The organism is Aureimonas sp. Leaf324 (assembly GCF_001423245.1).
GTDB lineage: Bacteria > Pseudomonadota > Alphaproteobacteria > Rhizobiales > Rhizobiaceae > Aureimonas.
Map to the genome: position 1 here is coordinate 459860 of NZ_LMOH01000001.1, position 26340 is coordinate 486199.

Here is a 26340-nt window from a genome sequence, read left to right on the forward strand (position 1 = left end):
ACCGCAGCGCGAAGTCGACATGCGCCTTTTCGCTGTCGCCGGAGCTGATCCGGAGCGGACGGCGCAAAGCGCATGGCATCGAGCTGTCACAAATTCGCTGCGATTTTCGCAGTTTAGGCCTGTCGAATGCAAAAGCCACAGCGTCCTTGGGGCAACTTGTTAGGTTCTGCAACGGTCGCTATAAGCCCGCGCAAGGTGCAGATGGAGGATCCGCATGAGTGAAACCCTTCCGTTGGGAACCGGCTTGCCGGAAGACGGGCCCTTCATGAACGACCGCCAGAAGGAGTACTTCCGCAAGAAGCTGCTTGGATGGAAGGCGGACATTCTGCGCGAATCCCGCGAGACGCTGGAGGCGCTCGCCAGCGAGAACGCCAATCAGGCGGATGCGGCCGACCGGGCCTCGTCCGAGACGGACCGGGCCATCGAACTTCGGGCCCGCGACCGGCAGCGCAAGTTGATCGCCAAGATCGACGCGGCCATCGAGCGCATCGACGATGGGACGTACGGCTATTGCGAAGAGACCGGAGAGCCCATCAGCCTGCGTCGGCTCGATGCTCGGCCGATCGCCACCCTTTCGCTGGAAGCGCAGGAACGCCACGAACGCCGCGAGAAGGTTTACCGCGACGAGTGATGCGGTCGACACGATGATCCGACCAAAAAAGGGCCGCTCGCGCGGCCCTTTTTCGTTCGTCTCGCCTAGCGTCGTTCGGAAACGTCGATCGTGAAATCGTGGAGAAGGCGCTCCATCTCTTCCTCGAGCGTCAACGCTCGTTCCGTTTCCTCGTGCGGCGGTGTCCGCGGATCGTCCGCCTGCGTCTCCGATGCAGCAGCAACCGGCGGGGCTGCGGTGATCGGAGCGGCCGCATAGACCGGCGGCGCGGCGACCGGTGGCAAAGGCGCCGTGCGCGTCGGCGCGGTTACGGCAGGCGCGGTCTCCACCGCGGGCGAGGTGCGACGATCCTGGATGGTCGATGCGAAGCTGCGCACCGATAGCGGAGCGGGACCGGCCGTATCGGCGTCCGCTTTCGGACCGGCAAAGCCCACTTCCGCATCGGCATTGGAATCAGCGCGCGGGGCAACCGGCGCGGACGGCCAGCGCACCGGGATGCGGTCCGGCAGCGGTGGAACGATCGGCGCAGCGCCGCGCCCGTCCTCGGGCTCGGAACGGGGAGCATCCGCGTCGCGTCCGGACTGTGTCGGAGCGTCGGTCGGAACGGCAGGCGTCGTTGACCAGAAGGAGCGCGCCGGGGTCGCCTCGATGTCGTTGCGAACCGGCGGTGCGACCGGAGTGGCGCGCGACGGCTGGGGCAGGGTGGGGGTCGCCATCGAGCGGGGGGGCGCTGACACGGGCGGTGAAGCGGGAGGCTGCGTCGGCTGCGCCACCGGAGGACGCTCGGCATTCGGCTGCGGCTGCGGCGCTGGCGGCATCTGCGCGGGGGGTGGTGCAGCCACCACCGGCGCGACCGGCGCAACGGGTTGGCGATGGATCGGTGCCGGCGGAATGATCGCCTGGCGCGGCGGCTCGTAGGTCTGCGCGCTGGTGGGAGGGACAGCGGGGGTGGCTTCGGAGCGGCGCGCTGCCGGCTCCAGGAAGGTCGTCGTCGGCAGGCCGCGTGACGACAGCGGAGGCACCGGCGCCGACGCCTCTACGGTACGGCGCGACGGCATGACGGGTTCTGTCGGACCATGGGGCTCGGGGCGCCGAGCGGGTGTCGGCTCTTCCGCGACCCGTACGGGCGGCGCGGCGGCAACGATCGGTGGCTGGACAGCGGGAACGGGCGGGACAACGACGGGGGCCGGCACGACATCGGGCTCGACACGGGGCACCGCAGCCTGCGGATGCACCGAGGTTGTGGGCGTGGAAACGCGCGGCTCGACCTGCGGGGCCCTATTCGGCACCGGCACCGGCGCCTGTGCTCGCACATCGGGCTGTTGCCGGAACTCCTGAACCGGAGCGACCGGCGTCTCGGCAACCGGCGCCATCGGCGGATGTTCCCCCGGCTGCTGCGCATCGCTCGGAACCGGCTGGACGCTCGGTCGCGGCGTGCGGCGATGGGGAAGGGCTTGTTGGGGCTGGGGCTGGGGCTGCGCGGCGACGCGCTGATCGGGTTCCGCGAAACCCGGCTCTTGACGGGCCTTGCGCGGCTGGCCCCGAACGATGCCGGGCTCCACGACGAGATCGTTCTGTCCTCCGATCAGAATCAGATGTTCGACATCGTCGCGGCGAACCAGCACGAGCTTGCGCTTGGGATCGACGGGCGCCATGTCGAGCACCGCGAGGCGCGGAGCGCGGGAACGGCCACCGATGCCTCCGCTGCCGGCGAACACGCGCTTCGCCAGTCCGATGAGGACGAGCGCCAGGAGCACCACCAGCGCGGCTGCCAGAATCACCGTCATGATCGGGGCCAGGCTTTCGCCGACGATGCTCGCGAGCCACTCACGCATTTACCATATCCTCCTGGGCCTTCGTATGCGATGGAACCGCGACGGTTCCGTCGGACGACGCCTTGTCTGCCATCTAGGGTTCCACCGACCAGGCTCCAGCGCCGCGTCAGCTTCGGAACATAGTGCCGTGCCATCATGTCGAGAGATTGCGGATGGCGCAAATTCGACAGATTCTCATGCCCGTGCCGTCCCGCATTAATCTGTTCGGCTTTGCCTCGGAAGGGTCGATCGTTCGCATATGGAACATCTGCTGTGGACCAGACGCCCGCTTCCGCCACGCACATGAGCGATAAGCCGCTGATCGACGGACGGTCCGATTCGAGCGGCGTCCGCCGTCTTCTGTTCCTTGCGGGCTTCGTCTTCGTCTTCGCGGCGACCCTGGCGCTTCTGGGACATTCCTATGGCGCGCTGGCGCTTCTGGTCATGTTCGCCATCCTGGCGATGTGCGGAATTGCGGCCGTGTTCGGCCTGGCGCTCGGTTTCCTGCACATCGGCCCGCGCGTCGCCGATGCCGACATCGCCCGCGAGGCGCTCAATTCGCTGCCGGTTGGCATGCTGGTCACCGACCGCAAGGGGCGAATCATCTACGCCAACAAGGCCTACGGCGAGGAAACGGGCGCCGCGGGCGCCTCGTCCGTCCGCACGCTGGAGCGTCTTCTGTCGCGCGAGGCGGAGGCGTCCGAAGCGATCTATCGGTTGGCGAACCTCGCGCGAGAGAACAAGCCGGGCCAGGAGGAGTTTCGCCTGACCCGCCGTCTCGGAAGCGTCGGACCGTCGTCGCCTCACTGGTATCGCGCCTCGGTCGGTCCCTTCGGCGAGGCGGCGGCCGGGCTTCAACTCTGGCAGATCGCCGACATCACGCCCGAGCGCGAAGAGCAGGAGTCGTTCTTCAAGAACCTCCAGCACGCGATCGACTATCTCGACCATGCTCCGGCTGGGTTTTTCGCCGCCGACGAGCAAGGGCGCATCGCCTACATCAACGCGACGCTGGCGGACTGGCTGTCGCTCGATCTCGCGACCTTCAAACCCTACTCGCGTTCCATCCAGGACTACCTCGGTGAGGGTGCTTCGAGCTTCCTGCGACGCTCCGGCGATCAGCGCGTCGCCGGCGCGGTCGAAAGCTTCGACCTCGATCTCGTCACCTCGGCGGGCCAGCGCCTGCCGGTCCGTCTCTTGCGCAACGCGACACGGACGGCCGACGGCGCGCCGGGGCTGACACGCACCCTCGTGCTCGATCGCGCGCCGCGCGGCGACGACGAGAACGCGCTGCGAGCGGCGGAAATCCGTTTCATGCGCTTCTTCAACTCCTCGCCCATGGCGATCGCCGCGATGGACGCCAACGGTCGCGTCAGCCGCGCGAACGCCGCCTTCACGAGCCTTTTCGGCGACGAGGCGGCAATGGGGCGCGCCGCGGTCTCGGACTGTCTGCGCGAGGAACATCGCGAAGCGCTGCGCCAGGCGGTGTCGGCCGCGATGCGTGGACAGGCGGGCATCCCGTCGCTCGACGTCGACCTGACCAGCGAGCCGACCCGCTCGGCGCGCCTCTATCTCAGCGCCAATGCCGATGTCAGCGACGGCTCGGGCGAGGTCGCGATCCTCTACGGCGTCGACATCACGCAGCAGCGGACCTTGGAGGACCAGTTCGCCAAATCGCAGCGCATGCAGGCGATCGGCAATCTGGCCGGGGGCATCGCGCACGACTTCAACAACGTGCTGACGATCATCACCGCGTCGGTCGACTTCCTGCTCCTGAACCACCGGACGGGCGATCCCTCGTTCCAGGATCTCCTGCTGATCAAGCAGAGCGCCAACCGCGCCGCTTCGCTGGTGCGTCAGCTTCTCGCCTATTCCCGTCGCCAGACGATGCGTCCCAAGATGCTCAACCTGACCGACGTGATCGCCGATATGCACCTTCTCCTGAAGCGCATTTCGGGCGACCTCGTGAAGCTGGAACGGCAGCACGCGCGCGACCTGTGGCCCGTGATGGCCGACATCGGCCAGTTCGAGCAGGTCGTGACCAACCTCGTTCAAAACGCGCGCGACGCCATGTCGACGAACGGCCGCGTCATCATCTCGACGCGGAACGTGCCGGCCGAGGAGGCCGCCCAGTTCGGCTACAGCGAGCTCGGCGAGGGCGATTATGTCCTCATGGAAGTGTCGGACACCGGCTCGGGCATGCCGGCGGATGTCGCCGAGCGCATCTTCGAGCCGTTCTTCACCACCAAGGAGATCGGCAAGGGCACCGGTCTCGGCCTCTCGATGGTCTACGGCATCGTCAAGCAGTCGGGCGGGTCGATCTTTGTTGAGACGAAGCCGGGCGAAGGCACGACCTTCCGCATCTTCCTGCCGCGGCACATCCCGGTCGATGTTCCCGCCGCCAAGGGTGAACTGCCGTCCCCAGCCGCCTCCAACGCCAAGCAGGACCTGTCCGGCACCGCGTCGATCCTCCTCGTCGAGGACGAGGACAATGTGCGCGCGGGCAACGTGCGCGCCCTCAAGATGCGGGGCTACGAGGTCCATGAGGCGTCGAGCGGCCTCGAGGCGCTGGACGTGATGGAGGAGATCGGCGGCAAGGTCGACCTCGTCGTCTCCGACGTGGTGATGCCTGAAATGGATGGCCCGACCCTTCTGCGCGAGATGCGCAAGCAGCGGCCGGACCTCAAGTTCATCTTCGTCTCGGGCTATGCCGAAGACGCCTTTGCCAAGAATCTCCCCGATGGCGAGAAGTTCGGTTTCCTGCCGAAGCCGTTTTCGCTCCGCGAGTTGGCCGTGGCGGTGAAAGAAGCGCTCGAAGAGTAGCCGATCAGCTCCGGGCCGTGGCGACGGCGATCTGCGCCGCGAGCCGCGCGTTCGAGCGGACGAGTTCGATGTTCGCCTCCAGCGAACGACCGCCGCTCAACTCGAAGATGCGCTTTAGCAGGAACGGCGTCACCGACTTGCCCCGCACGCCCTCCGTCTCGGCGTCGGCGAGGGCGGCTTCGATCCAGGCCGCGACCGTCTCGCGGTCGATCTCGAGTTCGGGCGCGAGCGGGTTGGCGATCAGCATCCCGCCCTCCAGCCCGATCGCTTCGCGCGAACGCTGGAACGCCGCGATCGCCTGCGGGCTGTCCAGGCGCAGGGGCGCTGGAATGCCGGAACCGCGCGACCAGAAGGACGGCAGTTCGTCCGTTCCGAAGCCGACGACCGGAACGCCTTTGGTTTCGAGCACTTCGAACGTCTTATGAAGATCGAGGATCGCCTTCGCACCGGCGCACACCACGATCACCGGCGTTCGTGCCAGCTCTTCAAGATCGGCCGACACGTCGAAGCTGGATTCCGCGCCGCGATGCACACCGCCGATACCGCCGGTGGCGAACGTGCCGATGCCGGCGAGCGCCGCGGCGATCATGGTTGCCGCAACGGTCGTGGACCCGGTGCGTCCCATCGCCGTCGCGAAGGCCAGATCGGCGCGCGACAGTTTCATCGCGTCCGTCGTCTGGGCCAGCGCGACGAGGTCTCCATCGGAAAGGCCGATGCGCAATTCACCGCCCAGCACGGCGATCGTCGCAGGTTCGGCGCCTTCGGCGCGGATCAGGGCTTCGACACCTCGCGCCATCTCGACATTCTGCGGCCATGGCATGCCATGGGTGATGATGGTCGATTCAAGGGCGACGACCGGGCGCCCGACGTCGAGGGCGGCGCGGACGGATTCGGAACACTGATAGGGCTGGGGCACGGGGCGCTCCGTCAGACTGGGATGATGTCGGGTTCGGGAAGAGCGGCGGCGATCACGTGGGCTTTCCCCGCCGAGCCGTCGTCGAGACCGTGCCCGATCCGCAGCGATGCCGCGGCCAGACCGAGACGCACGGCATCCGCGAAAGCCAGGCCGAGGAGCCAGGCGCCGAACGTGGCGCCAGCCAGCGTATCGCCGGCGCCGACGACGTCACCGACAACGTCGACAATCGGCGGCGCTTGGCGCCAGACCGCATCGGGTTCGACGACGAGGACGGGTCGGGCCCCGTCCGTGACAACCGCCCGCGCCAGACCGGCCCGCCGCACGGCCAAGGCGAGGTCGGCGTCGCTCGTCGCATCGGGAAGCTCGAGAAGCGTGGCGATCTCGGCGCGCGAGGCGAAAAGGACCGAAAGGCGTTCCAGGATCGGCGCGAGGCGGCCGGTCTTGGCGGGCGAGACCGCGATGGCGCCAAGGCGGGGCGGCCCGAGGCCGGCAAGGTGACCAAGCGCTGCTGACGAGAGGTTGGCGTCGACGAGGACACCATCGGCGTTCGCAACCCGATCGAGAAAATGGCGGCGTGACAGGACACGCGGGTTCAGCCGATCGTAGATCTCCATATCCGCGATACCGCCGACGAGATCTCCGTTCGCGTCCACCAGCGCGGTGTAGGTCGCCGACCGACGATCGAGCCAACAGATGCGAGCGTCGGAGACTCCGACGCGGTCGAGTTCGATGCCGACGCGTTCGGCCGCCTCGTCCCCGCCGAATGCGCTGACGATGGCTGCGTCATGCCCGAATGTCCGCAGCGCAACCGCGGCGTTGAAGGCAGCGCCCCCTGGACGCTCGGTCACGCGGCCGGGATTGGAATAGCCGAGCCGAAAGGCAGCATCGGACGCTGCGATCCGATCGACGTGGGCGGCCCCGACGACGACCACCGAGGCCGGGAGGACACCCGGAGCGACTGTTAACGATCGATCAACCATTTAGCGGACGACCACCCACACGAATCACGAAGGAGACGCCGGAACAAATCGGGATCACGCCTTGCAAAACGAGAACAAAAGAGGTACATGAAGAGCCACGGTAACGACGTTGCACCCCACCATCGCTCATGGAATAAGGTCCTGACCCATGGCCCAGAATTCACTCCGTCTCGTTGAGGATACATCGGTGGACAAAACAAAGGCGCTCGACGCAGCCCTGTCGCAGATCGAGCGGGCCTTCGGCAAGGGCTCGATCATGCGGCTCGGTGCCACCGAGAAGCTCGACATCGAGACGATCTCGACCGGCTCGCTGGGGCTCGACATCGCGCTCGGTGTCGGCGGTCTTCCGAAGGGTCGTATCGTCGAGATCTACGGCCCGGAGTCGTCGGGCAAGACCACGCTGGCGCTCCACACGGTCGCGGAAGCCCAGAAGGGCGGAGGCGTCTGCGCCTTCGTCGATGCCGAGCACGCGCTCGATCCGGTCTACGCCCGCAAGCTCGGCGTCGATCTCGACAGCCTTCTGATCTCGCAGCCGGACACGGGCGAGCAGGCGCTGGAGATCGTCGATACGCTGGTCCGCTCCGGCGCGATCGACGTTCTCGTGATCGACTCGGTCGCCGCACTCACGCCGCGCGCCGAGATCGAGGGTGAGATGGGCGACTCGCTGCCCGGCATGCAGGCTCGCCTGATGAGCCAGGCGCTGCGCAAGCTCACGGGCTCGATCTCGCGTTCGAAGTGCATGGTCATCTTCATCAACCAGATCCGCATGAAGATCGGTGTGATGTTCGGCTCGCCCGAGACGACGACGGGCGGCAACGCCTTGAAGTTCTACGCCTCCGTGCGCCTCGACATCCGCCGCATCGGATCGATCAAGGAGCGTGAAGAGGTCACGGGCAACCAGACCCGCGTCAAGGTGGTGAAGAACAAGCTCGCACCCCCGTTCAAGCAGGTCGAGTTCGACATCATGTACGGCGAGGGCGTGTCGAAGGTCGGCGAACTGGTCGACCTCGGCGTGAAGTCCGGCATCGTCGAGAAGTCGGGCGCCTGGTTCTCGTACAACTCGCAGCGCCTCGGGCAGGGCCGCGAGAACTCCAAGCAGTTCCTGCGCGACAATCCGGCGGTGGCTGCCGAGATCGAGTCCGCGATCCGCCAGAACGCAGGACTGATCGCCGAGCAGCTGCTGCAGAACGGCGGTCCGGATCCGAACGACGACGCCGAGTGATCGTGACGGAAGAGGGCGCCGAAAGGCGCCCTTTTCGTTTGTGCTGCGGGAACGGTTCAGATCGTCGGATCGATCATGGCGATACCGTCCGGGGCGCTTCGTCCCATGGCGACGAGAGCAGGGACCGCCGCTTCCAGCGACAACGTTTCGCCGATCAGTCGATCGGGACGGAGCGAGCCCGCGAGAATCATTTCGAGCATCGCGTCGTACCGCCACGACTGCATCCCGTGACTGCCGTAGATTTCGAGCTCGTGGGCGATGACCTGCGCCATGGGAATTGCGGCCTTCGCGTTGTCCGCCAGCATCAGCCCGACCTGCACGTGGCGGCCGCGGCGGCGAAGATTGGCGATGGAGTTGAAGCAGGTCTCGGGATGACCCAGCGCATCCAGAGAGACATGCGCGCCGCCCCCGGTGATCTCGCGGACCGCCTCGACCACGGAGGGGACCTCACGGGAGTTGACGGTCGCCGCCGCGCCCATCCGGCGCGCCAGTTCGAGCTTCGTTTCCGCGACGTCGATCGCCACCACGCGCGCCCCGAGCGCCGAAGCGATCATGACGGCGGACAGGCCGACACCGCCGGCGCCATGCACCGCCACCCATTCGCCGCCGCGCACGCGTCCCTGATCGACGACGGCGCGGAACGACGTGGCGAAACGGCAGCCGAGACTGGCCGCCGTCCGGAAATCCATGCTCTCCGGCAGGCGCACCAGGTTGTTGTCCGCCCGGTCGATCGCCACGAACTCGGCAAACGATCCCCAGTGCGTGAAGCCAGGCTGGAACTGCGCCTCGCAGACCTGCTGGTGTCCGGCGTGGCATTCGCGGCAGTGCCCGCACGCCGCGATGAAAGGAACCGTCACGCGCTCCCCCGGCGTGAAGCGCCTGACATCCCGCCCAACGGCGGTGACGACGCCCGCGAACTCGTGTCCCGGCACGTGTGGCAGGCGAATGTCGGTATCGTGCCCCATCCAGCCGTGCCAGTCGCTGCGGCAAAGACCCGTCGCCATGACCTCGATCACCACGCCGTCCGGGGCAGGGGTCGGATCGGGAACCTGCCGGATGTCCGGCTTGGTCCCGAACGTCTCGAAAATCATGGCTTTCATGGCGCGGCGCTCCGTCTGGTGGCGACCATGCTCCAACCCAGCGGCATCGGAAGGTCAAGCCTTCGCCAGCACCGTCAATCAAGACGTTGGGCGGACGCCGCGAGCCGGAGGAGGTGGTTGCCGAGAGCATCCGCGTTTGGACGAGGCGGACCGCTGTTGTCGATCGTCAGGGAGCTTTCGCACCGAGCGGGGATATCGAGACCGACCTGACGGGCGAGACGTCGTCCGATCTCATCCGCACTCTCCCGGCCGCGGGCGGCGATGCGCTCGACGAGGACAGAGCGCGGGGCGGTGATCTCGACCACCGCGATCCGGCCGAAGCGAGCGGCGGCGTCCGCGAGGGAACGGCGGGAAAGGTTCGCCACCACGATCTGACCTGCCCGCACGCGCTTTTCGATCGCGAGCGGCAGTCCGTAAGCGAGGCCGTGCGCCCGCCACGTCAGGCAGAAGCCTCCGGCGGCTTCGACGTTTGCGAACGCGTCCGCGTCGAGGCTGTCGTGATCCTCGGTCTCGCCGTCCGGCGGCCGGGTGATCGTCCGCCGGGCGAGCTCGATGCGGGGCTGGTCGCCCAAACTCTCGAACGCGAGACGGATCAACGTGTCCTTGCCGGCGCCGCTCGGGCCGACCACGGCCACGAGAAGCCCCTGCGGCGTTCCGTCGTCACGCAACGCGCCGCCCCTCGCGCCAGACGCTGCGCACGACTGGCGGCTTGGCGGCGCCGGTCTGCGCGCGCACGCGTACCAGATCCACCCGCAGACCCACGGCGATCTCGCCGCGGTCATCGAGACCGGCGACCCGCGCGGGCGTCCGCGTGACCATCGCGGTCGCCGCGGGCAACCCGATCGACCCCGCCAGCACGAAGGTCGCCTGGATCAGGCTGAACGGCACGTAGTCCGACGACAGCACATCGAGAACGCCGATCTCGACGAGGTCCTTCGCCGACACGTTGCCCGAATGCGAGCCGCCGCGCACGACGTTGGGCGCCCCCATCAACACCGACAGTCCGGCTTCGCGCGACAGGCGTGCCGCCTCCAACGTGGTCGGAAACTCGGCGAGCGCGATACCGAGCTCGCGGCTTTCCTCGACATGCGCGGCCGTCGCGTCGTCGTGGCTGGCGAGCGTGATGCCGGCTTCGCGGCAGCGCCCGGCGATATGGCGTCGGTTGCCCGGCGAGTTCGCCTCGGACTCTGCCACGCGCCGCGCGCAGAACGCGTCGAACACGACATCCGTCATCCGCATCTTACCCTGGTAGTAGGTGCGGTACGTCTGGATATCGACGAACTGGCGCTGGCCGGGCGCATGGTCCATCAAGGACGCCAGCCGCACGCGCTCGTTGCCGATCATGGTCTCGAAGGCCGGTACGACGTCGGGTGCCGAGACCTCGCACCGCAGATGGATGAAGTGTTCGGCGCGTAGCCGGTCGTCGCGCGTCGCGTCGAGGATCGCGTCGGCCATCGCCGACATGTCGGTCGAGCCGAGCGCGGCGTCCTCGTCCATGCCGACCCGCAGGGCGTCGAACACGGTGGTGATGCCGGAGGCCGAAACCTGGGCATCGTGGGCCTGCAGCGCGGCGTCGATATTCCAGCGTACCTTCGGGCGGGGGAGGTAATGGCCTTCGAGATGATCGGTGTGAAGCTCGACGAGGCCGGGCAGAAGGTAGTCGCCCTCCAGATCCGTCCCCACATTGGACGTGCCGTTCGAGATGTCGGCAATCCGGCCATTGCGAACGAGGATGCTGCCCTCGATCACCTCGTCGGCCAGGACGATGCGGGCGTTGTGGAAGACCTCTTCGGTCGCTGGACTGCTCATGTCGGGCTCGTTGCGCTATCGGAAGACAGGGAATGGAGGGTGTGGACGCGGAACGGCCCGCCGGGGCGCGGTTCGACGAAGAGCGCGAGACCGTCGATCGCCAGCGATTGCCCGATCACGGGCGCAAAGCGTTCCCGAAGTCGAGCCTCGACCGCTGCGGCGTCCTCGTCGGCGACGGGGCCGGTGAGGGTCATGTGGAAACGGAATTCGTCGAAGACGTATGGGTAGCCCCAGCGGTCGAGGTGCTCGCGCTGCCGCTCGGTCAGCCGGTCCGGCGCCCGGCGCGCCAGTTCGGCCGCGTCGAGGGGGGCTCGGAAGGGCTCGAACTGCCGCACGGTCTCGTCGGCCAGGGCATGGAGAGCCGGCTCGCGCCCGCCGGGAACCAGCGCGAAGAAGCGTCCGATGCGGTGAAGCTCCAGTTGCGCGATCTCGGCCCGGCGGTGCCGATGGCAAAAGTCGGCGAGCGCCTCGTCGAGTTCCTCCAGCGTCCGACCCTCGGCGAGGCGAAACGGCGGCTTAATCGTGGCATGGAAACCGTACCGGGCGGGCTCCGCGACGAGGGGTAGAGGCGCCTCGGTCGGACCGTCCGAGAAGGCGTCGCGACCGAGCCATGCGGCGGCAAGACGGGTCAGCGGCGCGTCGCGCGGCGGCGTGAAGTAGATGGCGGCGCGCATTAGATGGCGCGCTTTCGAAGGCTCTGCGAGATGACGTCCATGACCGTGACCGTTGCGACCACGATGATGAGGATGGCCGATGCCTGCGGATAATAGAAGCCGCGGATCGACTCGAACAGCACCTGTCCGATGCCGCCGGCTCCGATCACGCCGAGCACGGTGGCGGCGCGCACGTTGGATTCGAGACGGTAGAGGGAGAACGAGATCCACAGCGGAAGGACCTGCGGGATGACGCCGTAAACGATCTCCTGCAGCCGCGACGCACCCGTGGTGCGGATCGCCTCGACGGGCCGTGGATCGATCGCCTCGACGGCTTCCGAGAAGAGCTTGGCGAGAATACCGGTCGTGTGGATGAAGAGCGCCATGACCCCGGCGAACGGCCCGAGTCCGACAGCCACGACGAAGAGCACGGCGAAAACGACTTCGTGGATGGCGCGGAACAGGTCCATCAGACGTCGCGCCAACTGATGAACCCACCACGGTGAGACGTTGGCGGCCGAGAGGATGCCGAACGGGATCGACAGTAGGACGGACAGGAACGTGCCCCAGACCGCGATCTGCACCGTCACGATCATCTCGGAGAGGTAGTAACGCCAGTCCGAAAAGTTCGGCGACAGGAAGCCCTTCGCGTACTCCGCCATGTTGGCGGAATCAGTGAAGAGGTAGGTCCAGCGCCCCATGTCGGCCGGGCCCCAGCTCCAGACGAGAAGAAGCGCCAGCCCCAGCCAGACGGCGAGGCTGCCGAGCGAGCGCTTCGGCGCGGTGTCCATCGCCGCGGCGGCCTTGGCGTCTGCGGTGGGCGCGTTCGTCATCTCGGTGTCTCCTGGACTGACGGTCCACCGCCGCGCGTCCGGCGCGGCGATGGACGCTTTGGATCGGGCTTCAGCCCTGCGGCGCCGCGGCGAGCTTTGCTTCGTAGCCGGCCTTCTTGTCCTCCAGCTCCTTCAGCTTGGCGGCCTTGGCGTCGGCGGAGAGGGAGGCGTCGTTGCGGGTCGCGGCCATCGCCTTCGACACTTCCATCACACGGACCGGCAGAAGCTGGTCGTCGCTGGACGCGCGGAACGGCGACCAGGTAAGGCCAGCGAGCGTCTTCAGCTCTTCAGCCTTGTCGCCCTTGGTGCGATCGGTGCCGTAGTTCAGCACGAACGTGCGCAGCTTTTCCTTGGTCTCGGCGGAGAGGTCCTTCGACCAGACGATCGGGTCCGATGAGATCAGCGGGGACTTCCAGATGATCTTGACCTTCTGGAAGGCAGCCGGCTGGTTCTTCTCGATCAGCGCGAGGTTCTCGGTGTTGTTGGTCGCGGCGTCGAGCTGACCGTTGGCCACGCCCATCGCGTTGGTCTCGTGATTGGCGTTGGTCACCGTCTTGAAGCAGGACTTCGGATCGATGTTCCGGGCGCCGAACACGAAGGTCATCGGCACGAGGTAGCCCGACGTCGAGTTCGGATCGCCGAGGCCGAAGTTCAACGTCTTGTCGCACTTCAGGAGGTCGTCGACGCTGTTGAGCGGCGAGTCCTTGGGCGCCAGGATCAGGCCGTAGTAGCCGGGCTCGCCGCTGAACGGCACGGACTGGGCGAAGACCTCGCCCTTGGCGCGGTCCACCGCCTCCATCGCCGACTTGTTGCCGAACCAGCCCATCTGGACCTTGCCGAAGCGCATGCCCTCGATCACGCCGGCATAGTCGGTGGCGAAGAAGGGCTCGATCTCGAGACCCGTCTCCTTCTTCATGTCGTCGAGGAACGGCTGCCATTTGGTGCGCAGGTTCTGCTGCGACTCGGTCGAGATGATGCCGAAGTTGATGGTCTCGGCGATGGCCGAGCCGGCGAATGTCGAAGCGAGCGCGAGCGCCGCCAGACCCTTAAGGATCGCGTTCATTGTCGTCTCCGGTTGGTTGAGTTGGTTCAGGCGGCCTCGAAGGCTCCGAGCCGCTTGGTAACCGCCGGCTCGGACCGGGGGTCGGGATGCGCTGCCGGTGCTTCCGGCAGAACGAGTTCTTCCGAGGCCGCGCCGTAGAGCTCGGACAGGAAGGCGTTGGTCAGCGCCGAGGACGGACCGTCGAAGACGATCTGGCCGTCCCGCATGGCGATCGTGCGTGGAAAGTAGCGGCGCGCGTATTCGACCTGATGCAGCGACACGAGGACCGTGATGCTGTCGGTGCGGTTGATGTCGGACAGGATGTCCATCACGCGACGGGCGGACGCGGGGTCGAGCGAGGCGATCGGCTCGTCCGCGATCAGGATGCGCGACTTCTGGACGAGCGTTCGGGCGATCGCGGCCCGTTGCTGCTGGCCACCCGAAAGCGTCGACGCGCGCTGGCGCCAGACCTTCTCGATGCCGACGCGGGCGAGGGCGCTCCTGGCTTCCGCCTTCTCGCCGGCGCTGAAGACGCCGAACGTGCCGCGCCAGTGCGGGATCCGTCCGAGCTTGCCGACGAGAACGTTGGTGAGCACCGACAGGCGCGACACGAGGTTGAACTGCTGAAACAGGATCGACACGTCGCGGCGCATCGTCCGCGCGCCCGGCAAACGGCGGCCGCCCGCCTGCGTCGGCACGTTGAAGATCGAGACCCGGCTGTCTCTGCCGTCGCCGAGTTCCAGTCCGGCGATGTGACGGATCAGCGTCGACTTCCCCGAACCAGAAGCGCCGATCAGGCAGACCATTTCACCCGAACCGATGGACAGGTCGATGCCGGACAGGGCTTGCGTCGTTCCGAAGCGCTTCGACAGGCGAGACACGGAGATCGCGGTCATGGCGGTCGTCCTTCCGATTTTCGCGGACAATGTCAGGAGGCGATGCGACTTGCGTGACGCGCGGATGAAGGTTGCGTGACGCCTTCGTAGCGATCGAGGAAGGCGCTGGCGTCGAGGGTGCGGAAGTCTTCGAGCGCGGCATGCAGCGTGTCGTGCGGCCAGTCCCACCAGCCGAGCGCGTCCATCCGTTCGCCGACGCCCGGGTCGAACCGGTCGCGGATCGGACGGGCCGGCACGCCGCCGACGATCGTGTAGGGGGCGACGTCGCGCGTCACCACCGCGCCCGAGCCGACGACAGCCCCGTTGCCGATCGTGATGCCCGGCAGCACCGTCACGCCGTGGCCGATCCAGACGTCGTGACCGATGTTCACGGTGTTCTCGCGCCGCGCCTCGAAAAAGTCCGCCTCGTCCTCGGCGCCCTCGAAATAGTCGCCGGCGCGGTAGGTGAAGTGGTGCAGCGTGGCGCGCCAGACCGGGTGGTTCGTGGCGTTGATGCGCACCGAAGCCGCGATGTTGACGAACTTACCGATGCGAGCGGCGAAGATCCGGCAGTCCTGCATCACGTAGGAATAGTCGCCGAGGACCGCCTCGGAGAGAACGGACCGCGCCTCGACCTCGGTGTATCGGCCGAACGATGTGGTCTCGATCTCGGCCGTCGGATGGATCCACGGCTTGTGTTCGCTGAGCTTCGGCATCAGGCGGCCTTTCGAGCTGAAAACGCTGAGACGTCGAGGATGCGGGTAGCGACGGCCGCGCGGACGGGCTCGTCGTGGAAGATGCCGAGGATCGCGACACCGGCAGCGAGCTTCTCGCGGATCATCGCCACCACGACGTCACGGTTGGCGGCGTCGAGCGAGGCCGTCGGTTCGTCGAGAAGCAGGATCGGGTGATCGGTCAGGAAACCGCGCGCGATGTTCACGCGCTGCTTCTCGCCGCCGGAGAAGGTCGCGGGCGGCAGGTCGAAGAGGGCATCCGGCAGGTTCAGCCGACGCAGCATGGCGGCCGCCCGCCGGCTCGCATCCTCGCGCGGCACGCCGATCCGGACCAGTGGATCAGCCACAACCTCAAGAGCGGACGCGCGAGGCACCGCTCGCAAAAACTGGCTGACATAGCCGATCGAGCGCTCGCGGAGGCGGAGCACGGTGCGCGGGTCTCCGGCACCGAGGTCGCGCATCTCGCCGTCTGCGGCGTCGCGCACGAGGATCGAGCCGCGATCCACCGCGTAGTTGCCGTAGATCATGCGCAGGATCGAGCTCTTGCCGACGCCGGACGGACCGCCCAGCACGACGCATTCGCCGGGATGAAGCTCGAAGCGGACGTTCTCGACGACGGGCAGTGTCAGCCCGCTGCGCAGGTGCATGGTGAAGGACTTGGCGACGCCCTCGACGGACAGGAACGGAGCGGACACGATCAGGACTCCGGGATCGAGGCGACGAGAAGCTGGGTGTAGGGATGGTGCGGATCGTCCAGCACCCGGTCCGTCAGGCCCTCCTCGACGATGCGCCCCTCCTTCATCACGATCATCCGCTGCGACAGGAGCCGCGCCACGGCGAGATCGTGGGTCACGATGATGACGGACAGCCCGAGGTCGGCGACGAGCCCGCGCAGGAGATCGAGAACGCGCGCCTGTACCGACACGTCCAGCCCGCCCGTCGGCTCGTCCATGAAGACGAGTCGCGGATGCGTGACGAGGTTGCGGGCGATCTGAAGCCGCTGGCGCATGCCGCCGGAGAACTCGGTCGGCCGATCGTCGATGCGGCTTCCGGCGATCTCGACCCGGCCGAGCCAATCCTGCGCCGTTTCGCGCAACGTCCCATAGTGACGTTGGCCGACGGCCATCAGTCTCTCGCCGACATTGGCCCCGGCGGAGACGCGCATACGCAATCCGTCGGCGGGGTTCTGGTGGACGAAGCCCCAGTCGGTCCGCATCAGGAGCCGCCGCTCGGCCTCGGTGAGGCCCGCGAGATCGCGGGTCACGCCGTCCCGCATGGCGTAGGAGACGCTGCCGGAGGTCGGCTCCAGGCGCGCGGAGATGCACGACAGAAGGGTGGTCTTGCCGGAGCCGGATTCGCCAACGATGGCGAGCACTTCGCCCGGCCAGAGATCGAACGAGATGCCGGTGCAGCCGACGCGCGATCCATAGCGCTTTTCGAGGTCGCGGACGTGGAGGAGAGGAGCTTCCAGGGTCATTCCGCGGCCTCCCCAAGCGCGAGACCGTTCTCCGCGGCGTCGCGCTGCGTCTCGCAGTGATCGGTGTCGGAACAGACGAACATGCGTCCGCCCCGATCGTCGGTGACGACCTCGTCGAGATAGACGCCCGTCGAGCCGCAAAGCGCGCACGGCGTGCGGAAGCTCTGGACGCGGAACGGATGGTCCTCGAAGTCGAGGCTGACGACCTCGGTGTAAGGCGGCAGCGCATAGATGCGCTTCTCGCGGCCCGCTCCGAACAATTGCAGTGCCGGGGACCGGTTCATCTTCGGATTGTCGAACTTCGGGATGGGTGAGGGGTCCATGACGTAGCGACCCTCGATCTTCACAGGATAGGCGTAGGTGGTCGCGATATGGCCGTGACGCGCGATGTCCTCGTAGAGCTTGACGTGCATCAGCCCGTATTCCTCGAGCGCGTGCATCGTGCGCGTCTCGGTCTCGCGTGGTTCGAGGAAGCGCAGGGGCTCGGGGATCGGCACCTGATAGACGAGGATCTGTCCGTCCCGGAGAGGCACCTCGGGGATGCGGTGGCGCGTCTGGATGATCGTCGCCTCGCCCGTTTTCGTCGTCGTCGCGACGCGCGCGACGGACTGGAAGAACGCGCGGATGGACACGGCGTTTGTCGTGTCGTCGGCCCCCTGGTCGATAACCTTGAGAACGTCGTCCTGCCCGATGACGGCCGCGGTGACCTGCACGCCGCCGGTGCCCCAGCCGTAGGGCATCGGCATCTCGCGGCTGGCGAAAGGCACCTGATAGCCGGGGATCGCGATCCCCTTGAGGATCGCGCGCCGGATCATGCGCTTGGTCGCCTCGTCGAGATAGGCGAAGTTGATGGCGGGAAGCTCGGTGCTCATTCGGCAGCCTCCTGGCGGGCGTCCCGCTCGGCGTTGAGCTGACGCACGAGGTCGAGTTCGGCCTGGAAATCGACGTAGTGGGGCAGCTTGAGGTGCTCGACGAAGCCGGTCGCGGCGACGTTGTCGCAATGCTCGAGCACGAACTCCTCGTCCTGCGCCGGGCTGCGCCGTTCCTCGCCGTACTCGTCGGCCCGCAGTGCGCGATCGACGAGGCTCATCGCCATCGCCTTGCGCTCCGACTGCCCGAACACGAGACCGTACCCACGCGAGAAGCGGGCCGGCTCGTCGGGACCGCCGGTGAACTGCGCCACCATCTGGCATTCCGTAACGCGCACGCGCCCGATGGTGATGGCAAAGCCGAGTTCGGGGAGCTCGACCTCGACATCGACATGCCCGATCCGGATTTCGCCGACGAAGGGATGGGTGCGCCCGTAGCCGCGCTGCGTCGAGTACCCGAGCGCCAGAAGGAAGCCCTCGTCGCCGCGGGCCAGCGCCTGCAGCCGCAGGTCGCGTCCGGCGGGAAAATCAAGCGGATCGCGCGTGATGTCGCCGGGCTCGCCGCCGGGTTCGCCATCGCCTTCCATCAGGCCTTCCGCACCGAGAAGATCGGTGACGCGGGGCGCGACAGCGGTCGGCGCCGCGCGGCGTTCCGGCTCGGCCACGGCTTCGTCGCGTGCCATCGTCGGGTCGAGCAGGCGGTGGGTGTAGTCGAAGGTCGGCCCGAGAAGCTGGCCGCCCGGCAGGTCCTTGTAGGTTGCCGAGATACGTCGCTCCAGCCGCATCGAGCCCGTGTCGAGCGGTTCGGCGGCGCGGAAGCGGGACAGGGTGGTGCGAAAGGCGCGCAGGAGGAAGATCGCCTCGATCAGATCGCCCCGCGACTGGCGAATGGCGAGCGCCGCGAGGTCGGGATCGTAGAGCGAGCCCTCCGCCATTACGCGGTCGACACCGAGCGCCAGCTGCGACGCGATCTGCTCGATGGTCAGCGCCGGGAGGCTTCGGTCTCCACGGCGGCGGTCGGCGAGCAGCCGGTGCGCCTTTTGAATGGCGGCTTCACCGCCTTTGACGGCAACGTACATCTCACGCTTCCTCGACGCGGGTCGTGCGCGGCAGCACGAGGCATTGCGCATCGGTTGCCAAAACGAGGTCGTGCCCACGCGGAAACAATGCGCGGTTCGCCGTGCGCGCTGCGACGAACCCGGCGGTCAGGCCGAGCGGTGCGATGCGGCGCGTCGTCTCGATGCCGGGGCCCGACAGCGTCAGCGACGCGCCGCCCTCCAGCGCCTGGACCGGCAGGATCAGGGTCGCGGAGCGGTCGGGATAGACGTCGGTACCGACCGGGTATCGCTGCCACTGCGCGGGATCGGACTTCAGCGACAGGACCGCGAACGCGGCATTGGCCGGATCGGCCAGCACGGCCGCGCCGGTCTGGAACGCGATCCACGACGACGCCTCGGTCACGTCGTCGGTTTCGAGGAAGACCGGTGCATCCGCATCGGCGAGCGTCGCCAGCAGCGTCGCGATCGCGGGCGTCAGGGGCCTTGGCGCCGAAACGAAGGCGCCGAGGTCGATGATGGTGCCAGGCTCCGCGAAGGCGCCCATGATCCGTCGGAATGCGGCCTGCGAGCCGAGGATCGGATCGACGAAGCCGCCGGAGACGGCAGAGGTGGAAAGCGCAGCGGACATGACGTTCAATCCTCGCCTCGGGCGACGGTGAAGAAATCGACGCGGGTGGCTTCCGTCTCCTCGGCGCGGCGCTCCAGCGCTTCGGCGTCGGCGGCGAGTGCCGGCGTCACGACCTCGGCCTCGATCCGCTCGCGCCAGGCATGGGTCTGCCAGAGGGCGTCGAGGTGAGCGGCGATGCGCGTGGTCTCGGCGTCGCGTCCGAGGATCATGGCGTGCCCCACTTCGCCGGTCGCAAGCCGCACCGTGGCGCGGCAGACGCTGGCCTCTCCGAGGTTGAACGCCGCACCGCCGCCGCCGGCCCGGCCGCGCAGCATGACGAGACCGACCTCCGGCCCGCGAACGGACAGGGCCGTCGGCACCTCGTTCGCGAAGCCGGCGAAGCGATCCTTCAGGAAGCCTCGCGGCGCCAGCGCCAGCGCGTTCATGGCGCGCTTGCGGGCATCCTCAGCTCGCGCGTTCGAGGGGGTGGCAGTTTCAGGCATCGTGTACGACCCGCTTCCAGTTGTCTATTTGTCTAGACTACCGGTCTTAACGGGGATGGTATAGCGCCTTGATGGTGACACCTCTATGACGGCGGCGCGGTGTCGGATGGAGCCAGACGGAATGAACGATGCGGACGAGGGGGTGACGCGCTGGCGACGCGTGGCGGACCGCATTCGTGCCAGCATCGCCGACGGCTCGGTGGCCGACCAGCTTCCGCCCGAGATGGAGCTTGCCGAGCGATATGCGGTCAACCGGCACACCGTTCGCCGCGCCATCCAGTCGCTCGCGGCCGAGGGGCTTCTGCGCTCGGAGCGGGGACGCGGCACCTTCGTCAACGCACCCGCACCGCGTCTTGCCTATCCGGTCGGCCCGCGGACCCGCTTTTCCGAGAACGTCACGGCGCAGGGCCAGCGGCCCGCCGGGCGTCTGATCCGTTCGGAAACGGTGCGCGCCGATCAGGCGCTGGCCGCATTGCTCAACTGCCCCCTCGGCGCGGCGCTGGCCCGCCTCGACACCCTGTCCGTCGCCAGCGGCCTGCCGCTATCGGTTTCGACCGGCTATTTTCCGGCCGATCGCTTTCCCAACATCGTGCGCGACTATGCCGAGACCGGATCGATCACCGAAGCCCTGAAGCGGCACGGATTGCCGGACTACCGTCGGCTCGAGACCCGAATCACGGCCGAGCGCGTGCATCCGGTCGACGCCGAGCATCTGGACCTGCCGCCCGACAGCATCGTGCTGATCTCCAGCGCCATCGACGTCGATGCCGACGATCGCCCGGTCCAGGCGCTGCGGTCGCGCTTTCCCGCCGATCGCATGGAACTCGTGATCCGTCTCTGAGCCATCCGCGGGGATCCGGCGCTCGGCAGCCTGTGCGCGTTGCCCGCAGGCCGTCGCGCGCGAGCATGGACAGGGTTTCAGCCCCTCGCTAAAAGGCTGGCGCTGCGGCGTTCCTGCGCTGCGATCCTATCCAAGCCCTGAAGGTTTCCCATGAGCGGCGTGAACGAGATCCGGTCGACGTTCCTCCAGTATTTCGCGAAGAACGGCCACGAACCGGTCGCGTCCTCGCCGCTGGTCCCGCGCAACGACCCGACGCTGATGTTCACGAACGCCGGCATGGTGCAGTTCAAGAACGTCTTCACCGGGCTGGAAAAGCGCCCCTACACGCGCGCCACGACCGCGCAGAAGGTCGTGCGGGCCGGCGGCAAGCACAACGATCTCGACAATGTCGGCTACACCGCCCGGCATCACACCTTCTTCGAGATGCTCGGCAACTTCTCGTTCGGCGACTATTTCAAGGAAGAGGCGATCAGCCTCGCCTGGAACCTCGTCACCAAGGAGTTCGCGCTCGACAAGTCGCGCCTTCTCGTCACCGTCTACTCCGAGGACGACGAGGCGGCGAAGCTGTGGAAGTCGATCGCCGGCTTCTCCGACGACCGCATCATCCGGATCCCGACCTCCGACAACTTCTGGACCATGGGTGAGACCGGACCCTGCGGTCCGTGCTCGGAGATCTTCTACGACCAGGGCGAGAGCGTCTGGGGCGGCCCTCCGGGCTCGGCCGAGGAGGACGGCGACCGCTTCCTCGAATTCTGGAATCTCGTCTTCATGCAGTTCGAGCAGGTCTCGCCCGGCGAGCGCCTGAACCTGCCGAGACCCTCGATCGACACCGGCCTGGGTCTCGAGCGCATGGCCGCGATCCTCCAAGGCGTCACCTCGAACTACGAGACCGACCTGTTCCGCCGCCTGATCGCGGCCGTCGAGGAGGCCATCGGCTCACGTGCCGAGGGGGATGCGCTCGCTTCGCACCGGGTGATCGCCGACCATCTGCGCGCCACCGCCTTCCTCATCGCCGACGGCGTGCTGCCGTCGAACGAGGGCCGGGGCTATGTCCTGCGCCGCATCATGCGCCGCGCCATGCGCCACGCGAAGCTTCTCGGCGCGCGCGAGCCGGTGATCTACAAGGTCCTGCCGACGCTGGTCGCCGAGATGGGGCGCGCCTATCCGGAACTCGCCCGCGCCGAGGCTCTGATTTCCGAGACGCTGAAGCTCGAGGAGAAGCGCTTCCTCGTCACGCTCGACCGTGGCCTGTCGCTTCTGAACGACGCCTCGGGCTCGCTCGGGCAGGGCGACATGCTCGACGGCGAGACGGCATTCAAGCTCTACGACACCTACGGCTTCCCGCTCGACCTGACGCAGGACGCGCTGCGCGCCCGTGGCGTCGGTGTCGATCTCGATGCCTTCAACGCCGCCATGCAGCGTCAGAAGGCCGAAGCGCGCGCGAGCTGGGCCGGTTCGGGCGAGGCGGCTGCCGAGACGATCTGGTTCTCGATCCGCGAGCGCGAAGGCGCCACCGAGTTTCTGGGCTACGATACCGAAACTGCCGAGGGTCAGGTCCGCGCCATCGTCCAGGGCGGCAAGGAGATCGGTAGCGCCGGAGCGGGTGAGGAGGTCGCGGTCGTCCTCAACCAGACGCCGTTCTACGCGGAGTCCGGCGGTCAGGTCGGCGACACCGGGACGATGAAGGGGGAAGGCGTTCTCTTCACCGTTACCGACACCCAGAAGGTGGCCGACGGTCTCTTCATTCATCGCGGCAAGGTCGCAGAAGGCACGCTGAAGGTCGGCGCGCCGCTGGAGCTGGTCGTCGACCACGAGCGGCGCACCCGCATCCGCGCCAATCACTCGGCGACGCATCTTCTCCACGAGGGCCTGCGCGAGGTTCTCGGCACCCACGTCGCCCAGAAGGGTTCGATGGTTTCTTCCGACCGTCTGCGCTTCGACTTCTCGCATCCCAAGCCCGTCGAGGCGGACGAACTCTCTCGCATCGAGGCGCTCGCCAACGACGTCATCCGCGAGAACACGCCGGTCGAAACCCGCCTCATGGCGGTCGACGACGCGATCGCGCTCGGCGCCATGGCCCTGTTCGGAGAGAAGTACGGTGACGAGGTCCGCGTCGTGTCCATGGGCGGGGCCAAGGATGGCAGCGGGAAGGCAGCCTACTCGATCGAGCTTTGCGGCGGCACGCACGCACGGGCGACGGGCGACATCGGTCTCGTCCACGTCGTCTCCGAGAGCGCGGTGGGCGCCGGCGTGCGCCGCGTCGAGGCGCTGACGGGCGCTGCGGCGCGAGACTACTTCCTGGAGCAGGATGCGCGCGTCCGCCGGATCGCCGCCTCGCTCAAGGTCGGACCGTCCGAGATCGCGGACCGCGTGGATTCGCTGGTCGAGGAGCGTCGGCGGCTGGAGCGCGAACTGACCGAAGCGAAGAAAAAGCTGGCGCTGGCCGGTGACGGATCGTCGTCCTCGTCCGCTCCGAAGGATATCGGCGGAATTTCCTTCATCGGACGCGTGCTGGAGGGTGTCGCCGCCAAGGACCTGAAGGGCATGGTGGACGACGCGAAGGCTGGCCTTGGCTCGGGCGTCGTCGCATTCGTGGGCGTCGCGGACGGCAAGGCGAGCGTGGTGGTCGGCGTCACGGCCGATCTCACCGAGCGCGTCAGTGCGGTCGATCTGGTCCGCGCCGCCTCGGAGGCGATCGGCGGCAAGGGCGGGGGCGGACGCCCCGACATGGCGCAGGCCGGCGGCCCGGATGCGGACAGGGCCGATGAAGCAATCACCGCCATTGAGGCGAGGCTCGCAGGCTGATGGCGACGGTTACGAGATTGCGCGTCGGTTTCACGGCCGTGGCCCTGGGGGTCCTGTCCGGCTGCGTGTCAGCGCCGAAAGAACTTCCGCCGCTCGACGCAACCCGTTTCGGACTCTCCGCCTGCGAACCGTCCGTCATGGAAGACTGCCGTCGCATCGCCGACAAGACGTTCCATTCGATCGGACCTCGCCAGGTGGAGTATCACGCACCGGATGGGCGGGTGTTCCTTTGGGTGGGGGACAAGATCGTGCGCGGGTACTGGGGCATTCACCCGAAGCGCGGCCTCATCAGCGGAACGAACATCTGTTACCTCTATGAAGGCGAGATCACCGCTGAATGCTCACCCCTTGGGAACAAGGGCGATGGTGGGGTGAATGTGCGGGATGGGGACCCCTACGAACTCGCAACACGGTCGGCCCCACCTTACAACCTGCGCGACCTTCCCGCCTTTGCTGGAAGCTTCGATGTGGTGGACGCAAGGTTGAACGAAGTTCGCTGACCTGATTGTCAGCTTTCTAGCCGATGAAAAAGGGGGCGCCCTGTGGCGCCCCCGATGACTGATCAGCCCGCATACTCGGGGAACGACGCGATCTCGGCGGCCGAGGTCGTCAGCGTCAGACGGTTGCCGTCCGGCGAGAAACGATCGATCGGGATCACCTTGGAACCCGTGAAGCCGGTGGTCGTGCCCTTGAAGTCGACCACGAGGGCGACCGGGGTGTTGGCGTCGGTGCCGAGCACCGCCTCGACTTCGCCGAGTTCGACGCCGTCACCGCTCTTCAGAACCTTGGCGCCTTCGATGGCATCGACGGACTTGTTCCAGGGCATGAGCATGACGTTCTCGTTCACTTCGACGGCGGCGGCCTGCTGGGCCTGAACGGCGGCGCCGGAGAGAAGGAGAGCGCTGGTGGCGGCGAGAATCATGCGATGCATTCGATGCACTCCTTGATGATGGATGCACCCCTAACGGGATTGTTTCGAATGCGGTTCCGCGATCTTATCGTGGTCGATGAGATGCGAGATTCGCTCTCCGCTTTTTCGTCGTCATTTGGTCATTTTGGCCGGGAAACCGCCCGAGTGCGAAAGTCCCGCTTTGAAGGGATCTCCGAAGGCTTTAGGCCAACTCACTGATGGCCAGCCAAACTTTTGCCCCAGCGCCGCCAATTTTTCGGGCGCGGAAAGTTTTTTGCTTTTTGGATCGGTTCCTCGGTTTTCGGCTCGCAAAGAGGATGCCGGCGTCGGGGAGACTTTATCAAGCGGGTCCGGAAACCGTTCAATCCGACCGAACTAGGAAACGTCGCAAAGCTCGGCCCTACTGCTCGGCGCACGAAAAAGCCGGCGCGTGAGACGCGCCGGCTCCCATCTCGTATCGGTGCGGCCGCTTAAGCGGTCGCCATCGCCTTGCGCAGGTTCTCGTCGATCTTGTCGAGGAAGCCGGTGGTCGAGAGCCACGGCTGGTCCGGACCGATCAGGAGCGCGAGGTCCTTGGTCATGTGGCCGGCCTCGACCGTGTCGATGCAGACCTTCTCCAGCGTGTCGGCGAAGCGCTTCAGTTCGGCATTGTCGTCGAGCTTGGCGCGATGCGCGAGGCCGCGCGTCCAGGCGAAGATCGACGCGATCGAGTTGGTCGAGGTCTCTTGACCCTTCTGGTGCTGGCGGTAGTGACGCGTCACCGTGCCGTGCGCGGCCTCCGCCTCGACCGTCTTGCCGTCGGGCGTCATCAGAACCGACGTCATCAGGCCGAGCGAGCCGAAGCCCTGCGCCACGATGTCGGACTGCACGTCGCCGTCGTAGTTCTTGCAGGCCCAGACGTAGCCGCCCGACCACTTCAGCGCCGAGGCGACCATGTCGTCGATCAGACGGTGCTCGTAGGTCAGCTTGCGGCTGTCGAACTCGGCCTTGAACTCGGCGTCGAAGACCTCCTGGAAGATGTCCTTGAAGCGGCCGTCATAGGCCTTCAGGATCGTGTTCTTGGTCGACAGGTACACGGGGTAGCCGCGCAGCAGGCCGTAGTTGAACGAGGCGCGGGCGAACTCGCGGATCGAATCGTCGAGGTTGTACATCGCCATCGCGACGCCGGCGGACGGGGCCTGATAGACCTCGTGCTCGATCGTCTGGCCGTCCTCGCCGACGAACTTGATCGACAGCGTGCCCTTGCCGGGGAACTTGAAGTCGGTCGCGCGGTACTGGTCTCCGAAGGCGTGGCGGCCGACGATGATCGGCTGCGTCCAGCCCGGCACGAGGCGCGGCACGTTCTTCATGATGATCGGCTCGCGGAAGATCACGCCGCCGAGGATGTTGCGGATCGTGCCGTTCGGCGACTTCCACATCTTCTTCAGCTTGAACTCCTCGACGCGCTGCTCGTCGGGGGTGATCGTGGCGCACTTCACGCCGACGCCGTGCTTCTTGATCGCGTGGGCGGAGTCGATCGTCACTTGGTCGCCGGTCGCATCGCGGTTCTCGACCGAGAGGTCGTAGTACTCGAGATCGATGTCGAGGTAGGGGTGGATCAGCTTGTCCTTGATGGACTGCCAGATGATCCGGGTCATCTCGTCGCCGTCGAGCTCCACGACCGGATTGTCGACCTTGATCTTCGCCATCGCTGTCTTCCCCTTGCGACGCGCTCGGCCGAACGGGACGAGCGCTTTCGAATGATGGGGGCATGTGCGCCCCCGGCACGATGCTCGGGCCTATAGCATCGCCCCCCTGCCGCGCAAAGCCGCGCCGGGCTTTGCGCCGCCCGCTTCCTTCGGATAATCGTGCCGGCCAACACG

At 67.0% G+C, this 26340-nt stretch carries 25 protein-coding genes; 6 read left to right on the forward strand and 19 right to left on the reverse strand.

What is annotated here, in order from left to right; translation table 11 throughout:
* Positions 1-214 precede the first annotated feature (214 nt).
* Positions 215-631 (forward strand): RNA polymerase-binding protein DksA, encoded by a 417-nt coding sequence (gene dksA / locus ASF65_RS02195; RefSeq protein ID WP_055884433.1) that lies wholly within the window; start codon positions 215-217, stop codon positions 629-631.
* Between the two features lie 65 nt (positions 632-696).
* On the opposite strand, the gene ASF65_RS02200 is transcribed toward dksA, so the two are convergent.
* A complete protein-coding gene (locus ASF65_RS02200) occupies positions 697-2445 on the reverse strand; it encodes a flagellar biosynthetic protein FliO (protein WP_055884435.1) in 1749 nt (582 codons plus the stop codon).
* A 252-nt stretch (positions 2446-2697) separates the two neighbouring features.
* On the opposite strand from ASF65_RS02200, the gene ASF65_RS02205 reads away from it, so the two are divergent.
* A complete protein-coding gene (locus tag ASF65_RS02205; protein ID WP_244486529.1) occupies positions 2698-5244 on the forward strand; it encodes an ATP-binding protein in 2547 nt (848 codons plus the stop codon).
* A gap of 4 nt (positions 5245-5248) precedes the next feature.
* Here ASF65_RS02205 and ASF65_RS02210 read toward each other — a convergent pair whose 3' ends face one another.
* Both ASF65_RS02210 and ASF65_RS02215 read right to left on the reverse strand, forming a co-directional pair.
* Positions 5249-6160 (reverse strand): pseudouridine-5'-phosphate glycosidase, encoded by a 912-nt coding sequence (locus tag ASF65_RS02210; RefSeq protein ID WP_082505113.1) that lies wholly within the window; start codon positions 6158-6160, stop codon positions 5249-5251.
* An 11-nt stretch (positions 6161-6171) separates the two neighbouring features.
* Entirely contained in the window at positions 6172-7140 is a 969-nt protein-coding gene (locus tag ASF65_RS02215; protein ID WP_082505114.1) for a PfkB family carbohydrate kinase, read from the reverse strand.
* Between the two features lie 148 nt (positions 7141-7288).
* On the opposite strand from ASF65_RS02215, the gene recA reads away from it, so the two are divergent.
* Positions 7289-8362 carry a recombinase RecA gene (recA, locus tag ASF65_RS02220; RefSeq protein WP_055884443.1) on the forward strand — a complete coding sequence of 358 codons (1074 nt, stop codon included), beginning with the start codon at positions 7289-7291 and terminating at the stop codon, positions 8360-8362.
* A gap of 56 nt (positions 8363-8418) precedes the next feature.
* Here the strand turns inward: recA and ASF65_RS02225 are convergent, their stop codons facing one another.
* The 14 genes from ASF65_RS02225 to phnG all read right to left on the reverse strand — a co-directional run bounded on the left by ASF65_RS02225 (position 8419) and on the right by phnG (position 19922).
* Complete coding sequence (locus ASF65_RS02225) at positions 8419-9462, reverse strand: zinc-dependent alcohol dehydrogenase family protein (RefSeq protein WP_055884447.1); 1044 nt, start codon at positions 9460-9462, stop codon at positions 8419-8421.
* Positions 9463-9536: 74 nt separating this feature from the next.
* Entirely contained in the window at positions 9537-10130 is a 594-nt protein-coding gene (phnN, locus tag ASF65_RS02230; RefSeq protein ID WP_055884452.1) for a phosphonate metabolism protein/1,5-bisphosphokinase (PRPP-forming) PhnN, read from the reverse strand.
* Positions 10123-11271, reverse strand: a complete 1149-nt coding sequence (locus ASF65_RS02235; RefSeq protein ID WP_055884455.1) for an alpha-D-ribose 1-methylphosphonate 5-triphosphate diphosphatase — start codon at positions 11269-11271, stop codon at positions 10123-10125. Before ASF65_RS02235 ends, phnN begins: the two co-directional genes overlap by 8 nt.
* Positions 11268-11945 carry a DUF1045 domain-containing protein gene (locus ASF65_RS02240; RefSeq protein WP_055884458.1) on the reverse strand — a complete coding sequence of 226 codons (678 nt, stop codon included), beginning with the start codon at positions 11943-11945 and terminating at the stop codon, positions 11268-11270. The genes ASF65_RS02235 and ASF65_RS02240 overlap by 4 nt, the downstream gene beginning before the upstream one ends.
* The gene (gene phnE, locus ASF65_RS02245) at positions 11945-12757 is read right to left on the reverse strand and encodes a phosphonate ABC transporter, permease protein PhnE (RefSeq protein ID WP_055884461.1); all 813 of its coding nucleotides are present in this window, start codon (positions 12755-12757) and stop codon (positions 11945-11947) included. Before phnE ends, ASF65_RS02240 begins: the two co-directional genes overlap by 1 nt.
* A gap of 70 nt (positions 12758-12827) precedes the next feature.
* Entirely contained in the window at positions 12828-13820 is a 993-nt protein-coding gene (gene phnD, locus ASF65_RS02250; protein WP_055884464.1) for a phosphonate ABC transporter substrate-binding protein, read from the reverse strand.
* 26 nt (positions 13821-13846) lie between these two features.
* The gene (gene phnC, locus ASF65_RS02255) at positions 13847-14695 is read right to left on the reverse strand and encodes a phosphonate ABC transporter ATP-binding protein (protein ID WP_055884466.1); all 849 of its coding nucleotides are present in this window, start codon (positions 14693-14695) and stop codon (positions 13847-13849) included.
* 32 nt (positions 14696-14727) lie between these two features.
* Positions 14728-15390: a DapH/DapD/GlmU-related protein gene (locus tag ASF65_RS02260; protein WP_055884468.1), complete on the reverse strand. Its 663-nt coding sequence runs from the start codon at positions 15388-15390 to the stop codon at positions 14728-14730.
* Complete coding sequence (phnL, locus tag ASF65_RS02265; protein ID WP_082505115.1) at positions 15390-16103, reverse strand: phosphonate C-P lyase system protein PhnL; 714 nt, start codon at positions 16101-16103, stop codon at positions 15390-15392. The genes ASF65_RS02260 and phnL overlap by 1 nt, the downstream gene beginning before the upstream one ends.
* A 2-nt stretch (positions 16104-16105) precedes the next feature.
* A complete protein-coding gene (gene phnK, locus ASF65_RS02270; RefSeq protein ID WP_055884471.1) occupies positions 16106-16885 on the reverse strand; it encodes a phosphonate C-P lyase system protein PhnK in 780 nt (259 codons plus the stop codon).
* Positions 16882-17757, reverse strand: coding sequence for an alpha-D-ribose 1-methylphosphonate 5-phosphate C-P-lyase PhnJ (locus tag ASF65_RS02275; protein ID WP_055884474.1), 876 nt, complete (start codon positions 17755-17757; stop codon positions 16882-16884). The genes phnK and ASF65_RS02275 overlap by 4 nt, the downstream gene beginning before the upstream one ends.
* Positions 17754-18833, reverse strand: a complete 1080-nt coding sequence (locus tag ASF65_RS02280; protein WP_055884475.1) for a carbon-phosphorus lyase complex subunit PhnI — start codon at positions 18831-18833, stop codon at positions 17754-17756. The genes ASF65_RS02275 and ASF65_RS02280 overlap by 4 nt, the downstream gene beginning before the upstream one ends.
* Before the next feature lies 1 nt (position 18834).
* Complete coding sequence (gene phnH, locus ASF65_RS02285; RefSeq protein WP_055885039.1) at positions 18835-19440, reverse strand: phosphonate C-P lyase system protein PhnH; 606 nt, start codon at positions 19438-19440, stop codon at positions 18835-18837.
* 5 nt (positions 19441-19445) lie between these two features.
* Entirely contained in the window at positions 19446-19922 is a 477-nt protein-coding gene (gene phnG / locus ASF65_RS02290; protein WP_055884478.1) for a phosphonate C-P lyase system protein PhnG, read from the reverse strand.
* 121 nt (positions 19923-20043) lie between these two features.
* Between phnG and phnF the strand changes: the two genes are divergently transcribed.
* The 3 genes from phnF (at position 20044) to ASF65_RS02305 (ending at position 24068) form a co-directional block, all read left to right on the forward strand.
* On the forward strand, positions 20044-20763 hold the full coding sequence (phnF, locus tag ASF65_RS02295; protein ID WP_055884481.1) for a phosphonate metabolism transcriptional regulator PhnF: 720 nt from the start codon (positions 20044-20046) through the stop codon (positions 20761-20763).
* A 150-nt stretch (positions 20764-20913) separates the two neighbouring features.
* Positions 20914-23568, forward strand: a complete 2655-nt coding sequence (gene alaS, locus ASF65_RS02300) for an alanine--tRNA ligase (protein WP_055884483.1) — start codon at positions 20914-20916, stop codon at positions 23566-23568.
* Positions 23568-24068: a hypothetical protein gene (locus ASF65_RS02305; RefSeq protein WP_055884486.1), complete on the forward strand. Its 501-nt coding sequence runs from the start codon at positions 23568-23570 to the stop codon at positions 24066-24068. Before alaS ends, ASF65_RS02305 begins: the two co-directional genes overlap by 1 nt.
* A gap of 62 nt (positions 24069-24130) precedes the next feature.
* Here ASF65_RS02305 and ASF65_RS02310 read toward each other — a convergent pair whose 3' ends face one another.
* Both ASF65_RS02310 and ASF65_RS02315 read right to left on the reverse strand, forming a co-directional pair.
* Positions 24131-24499, reverse strand: coding sequence for a PRC-barrel domain-containing protein (locus tag ASF65_RS02310; RefSeq protein ID WP_055884489.1), 369 nt, complete (start codon positions 24497-24499; stop codon positions 24131-24133).
* A gap of 449 nt (positions 24500-24948) precedes the next feature.
* The gene (locus ASF65_RS02315; RefSeq protein ID WP_055884492.1) at positions 24949-26166 is read right to left on the reverse strand and encodes an NADP-dependent isocitrate dehydrogenase; all 1218 of its coding nucleotides are present in this window, start codon (positions 26164-26166) and stop codon (positions 24949-24951) included.
* Positions 26167-26340 lie beyond the last annotated feature (174 nt).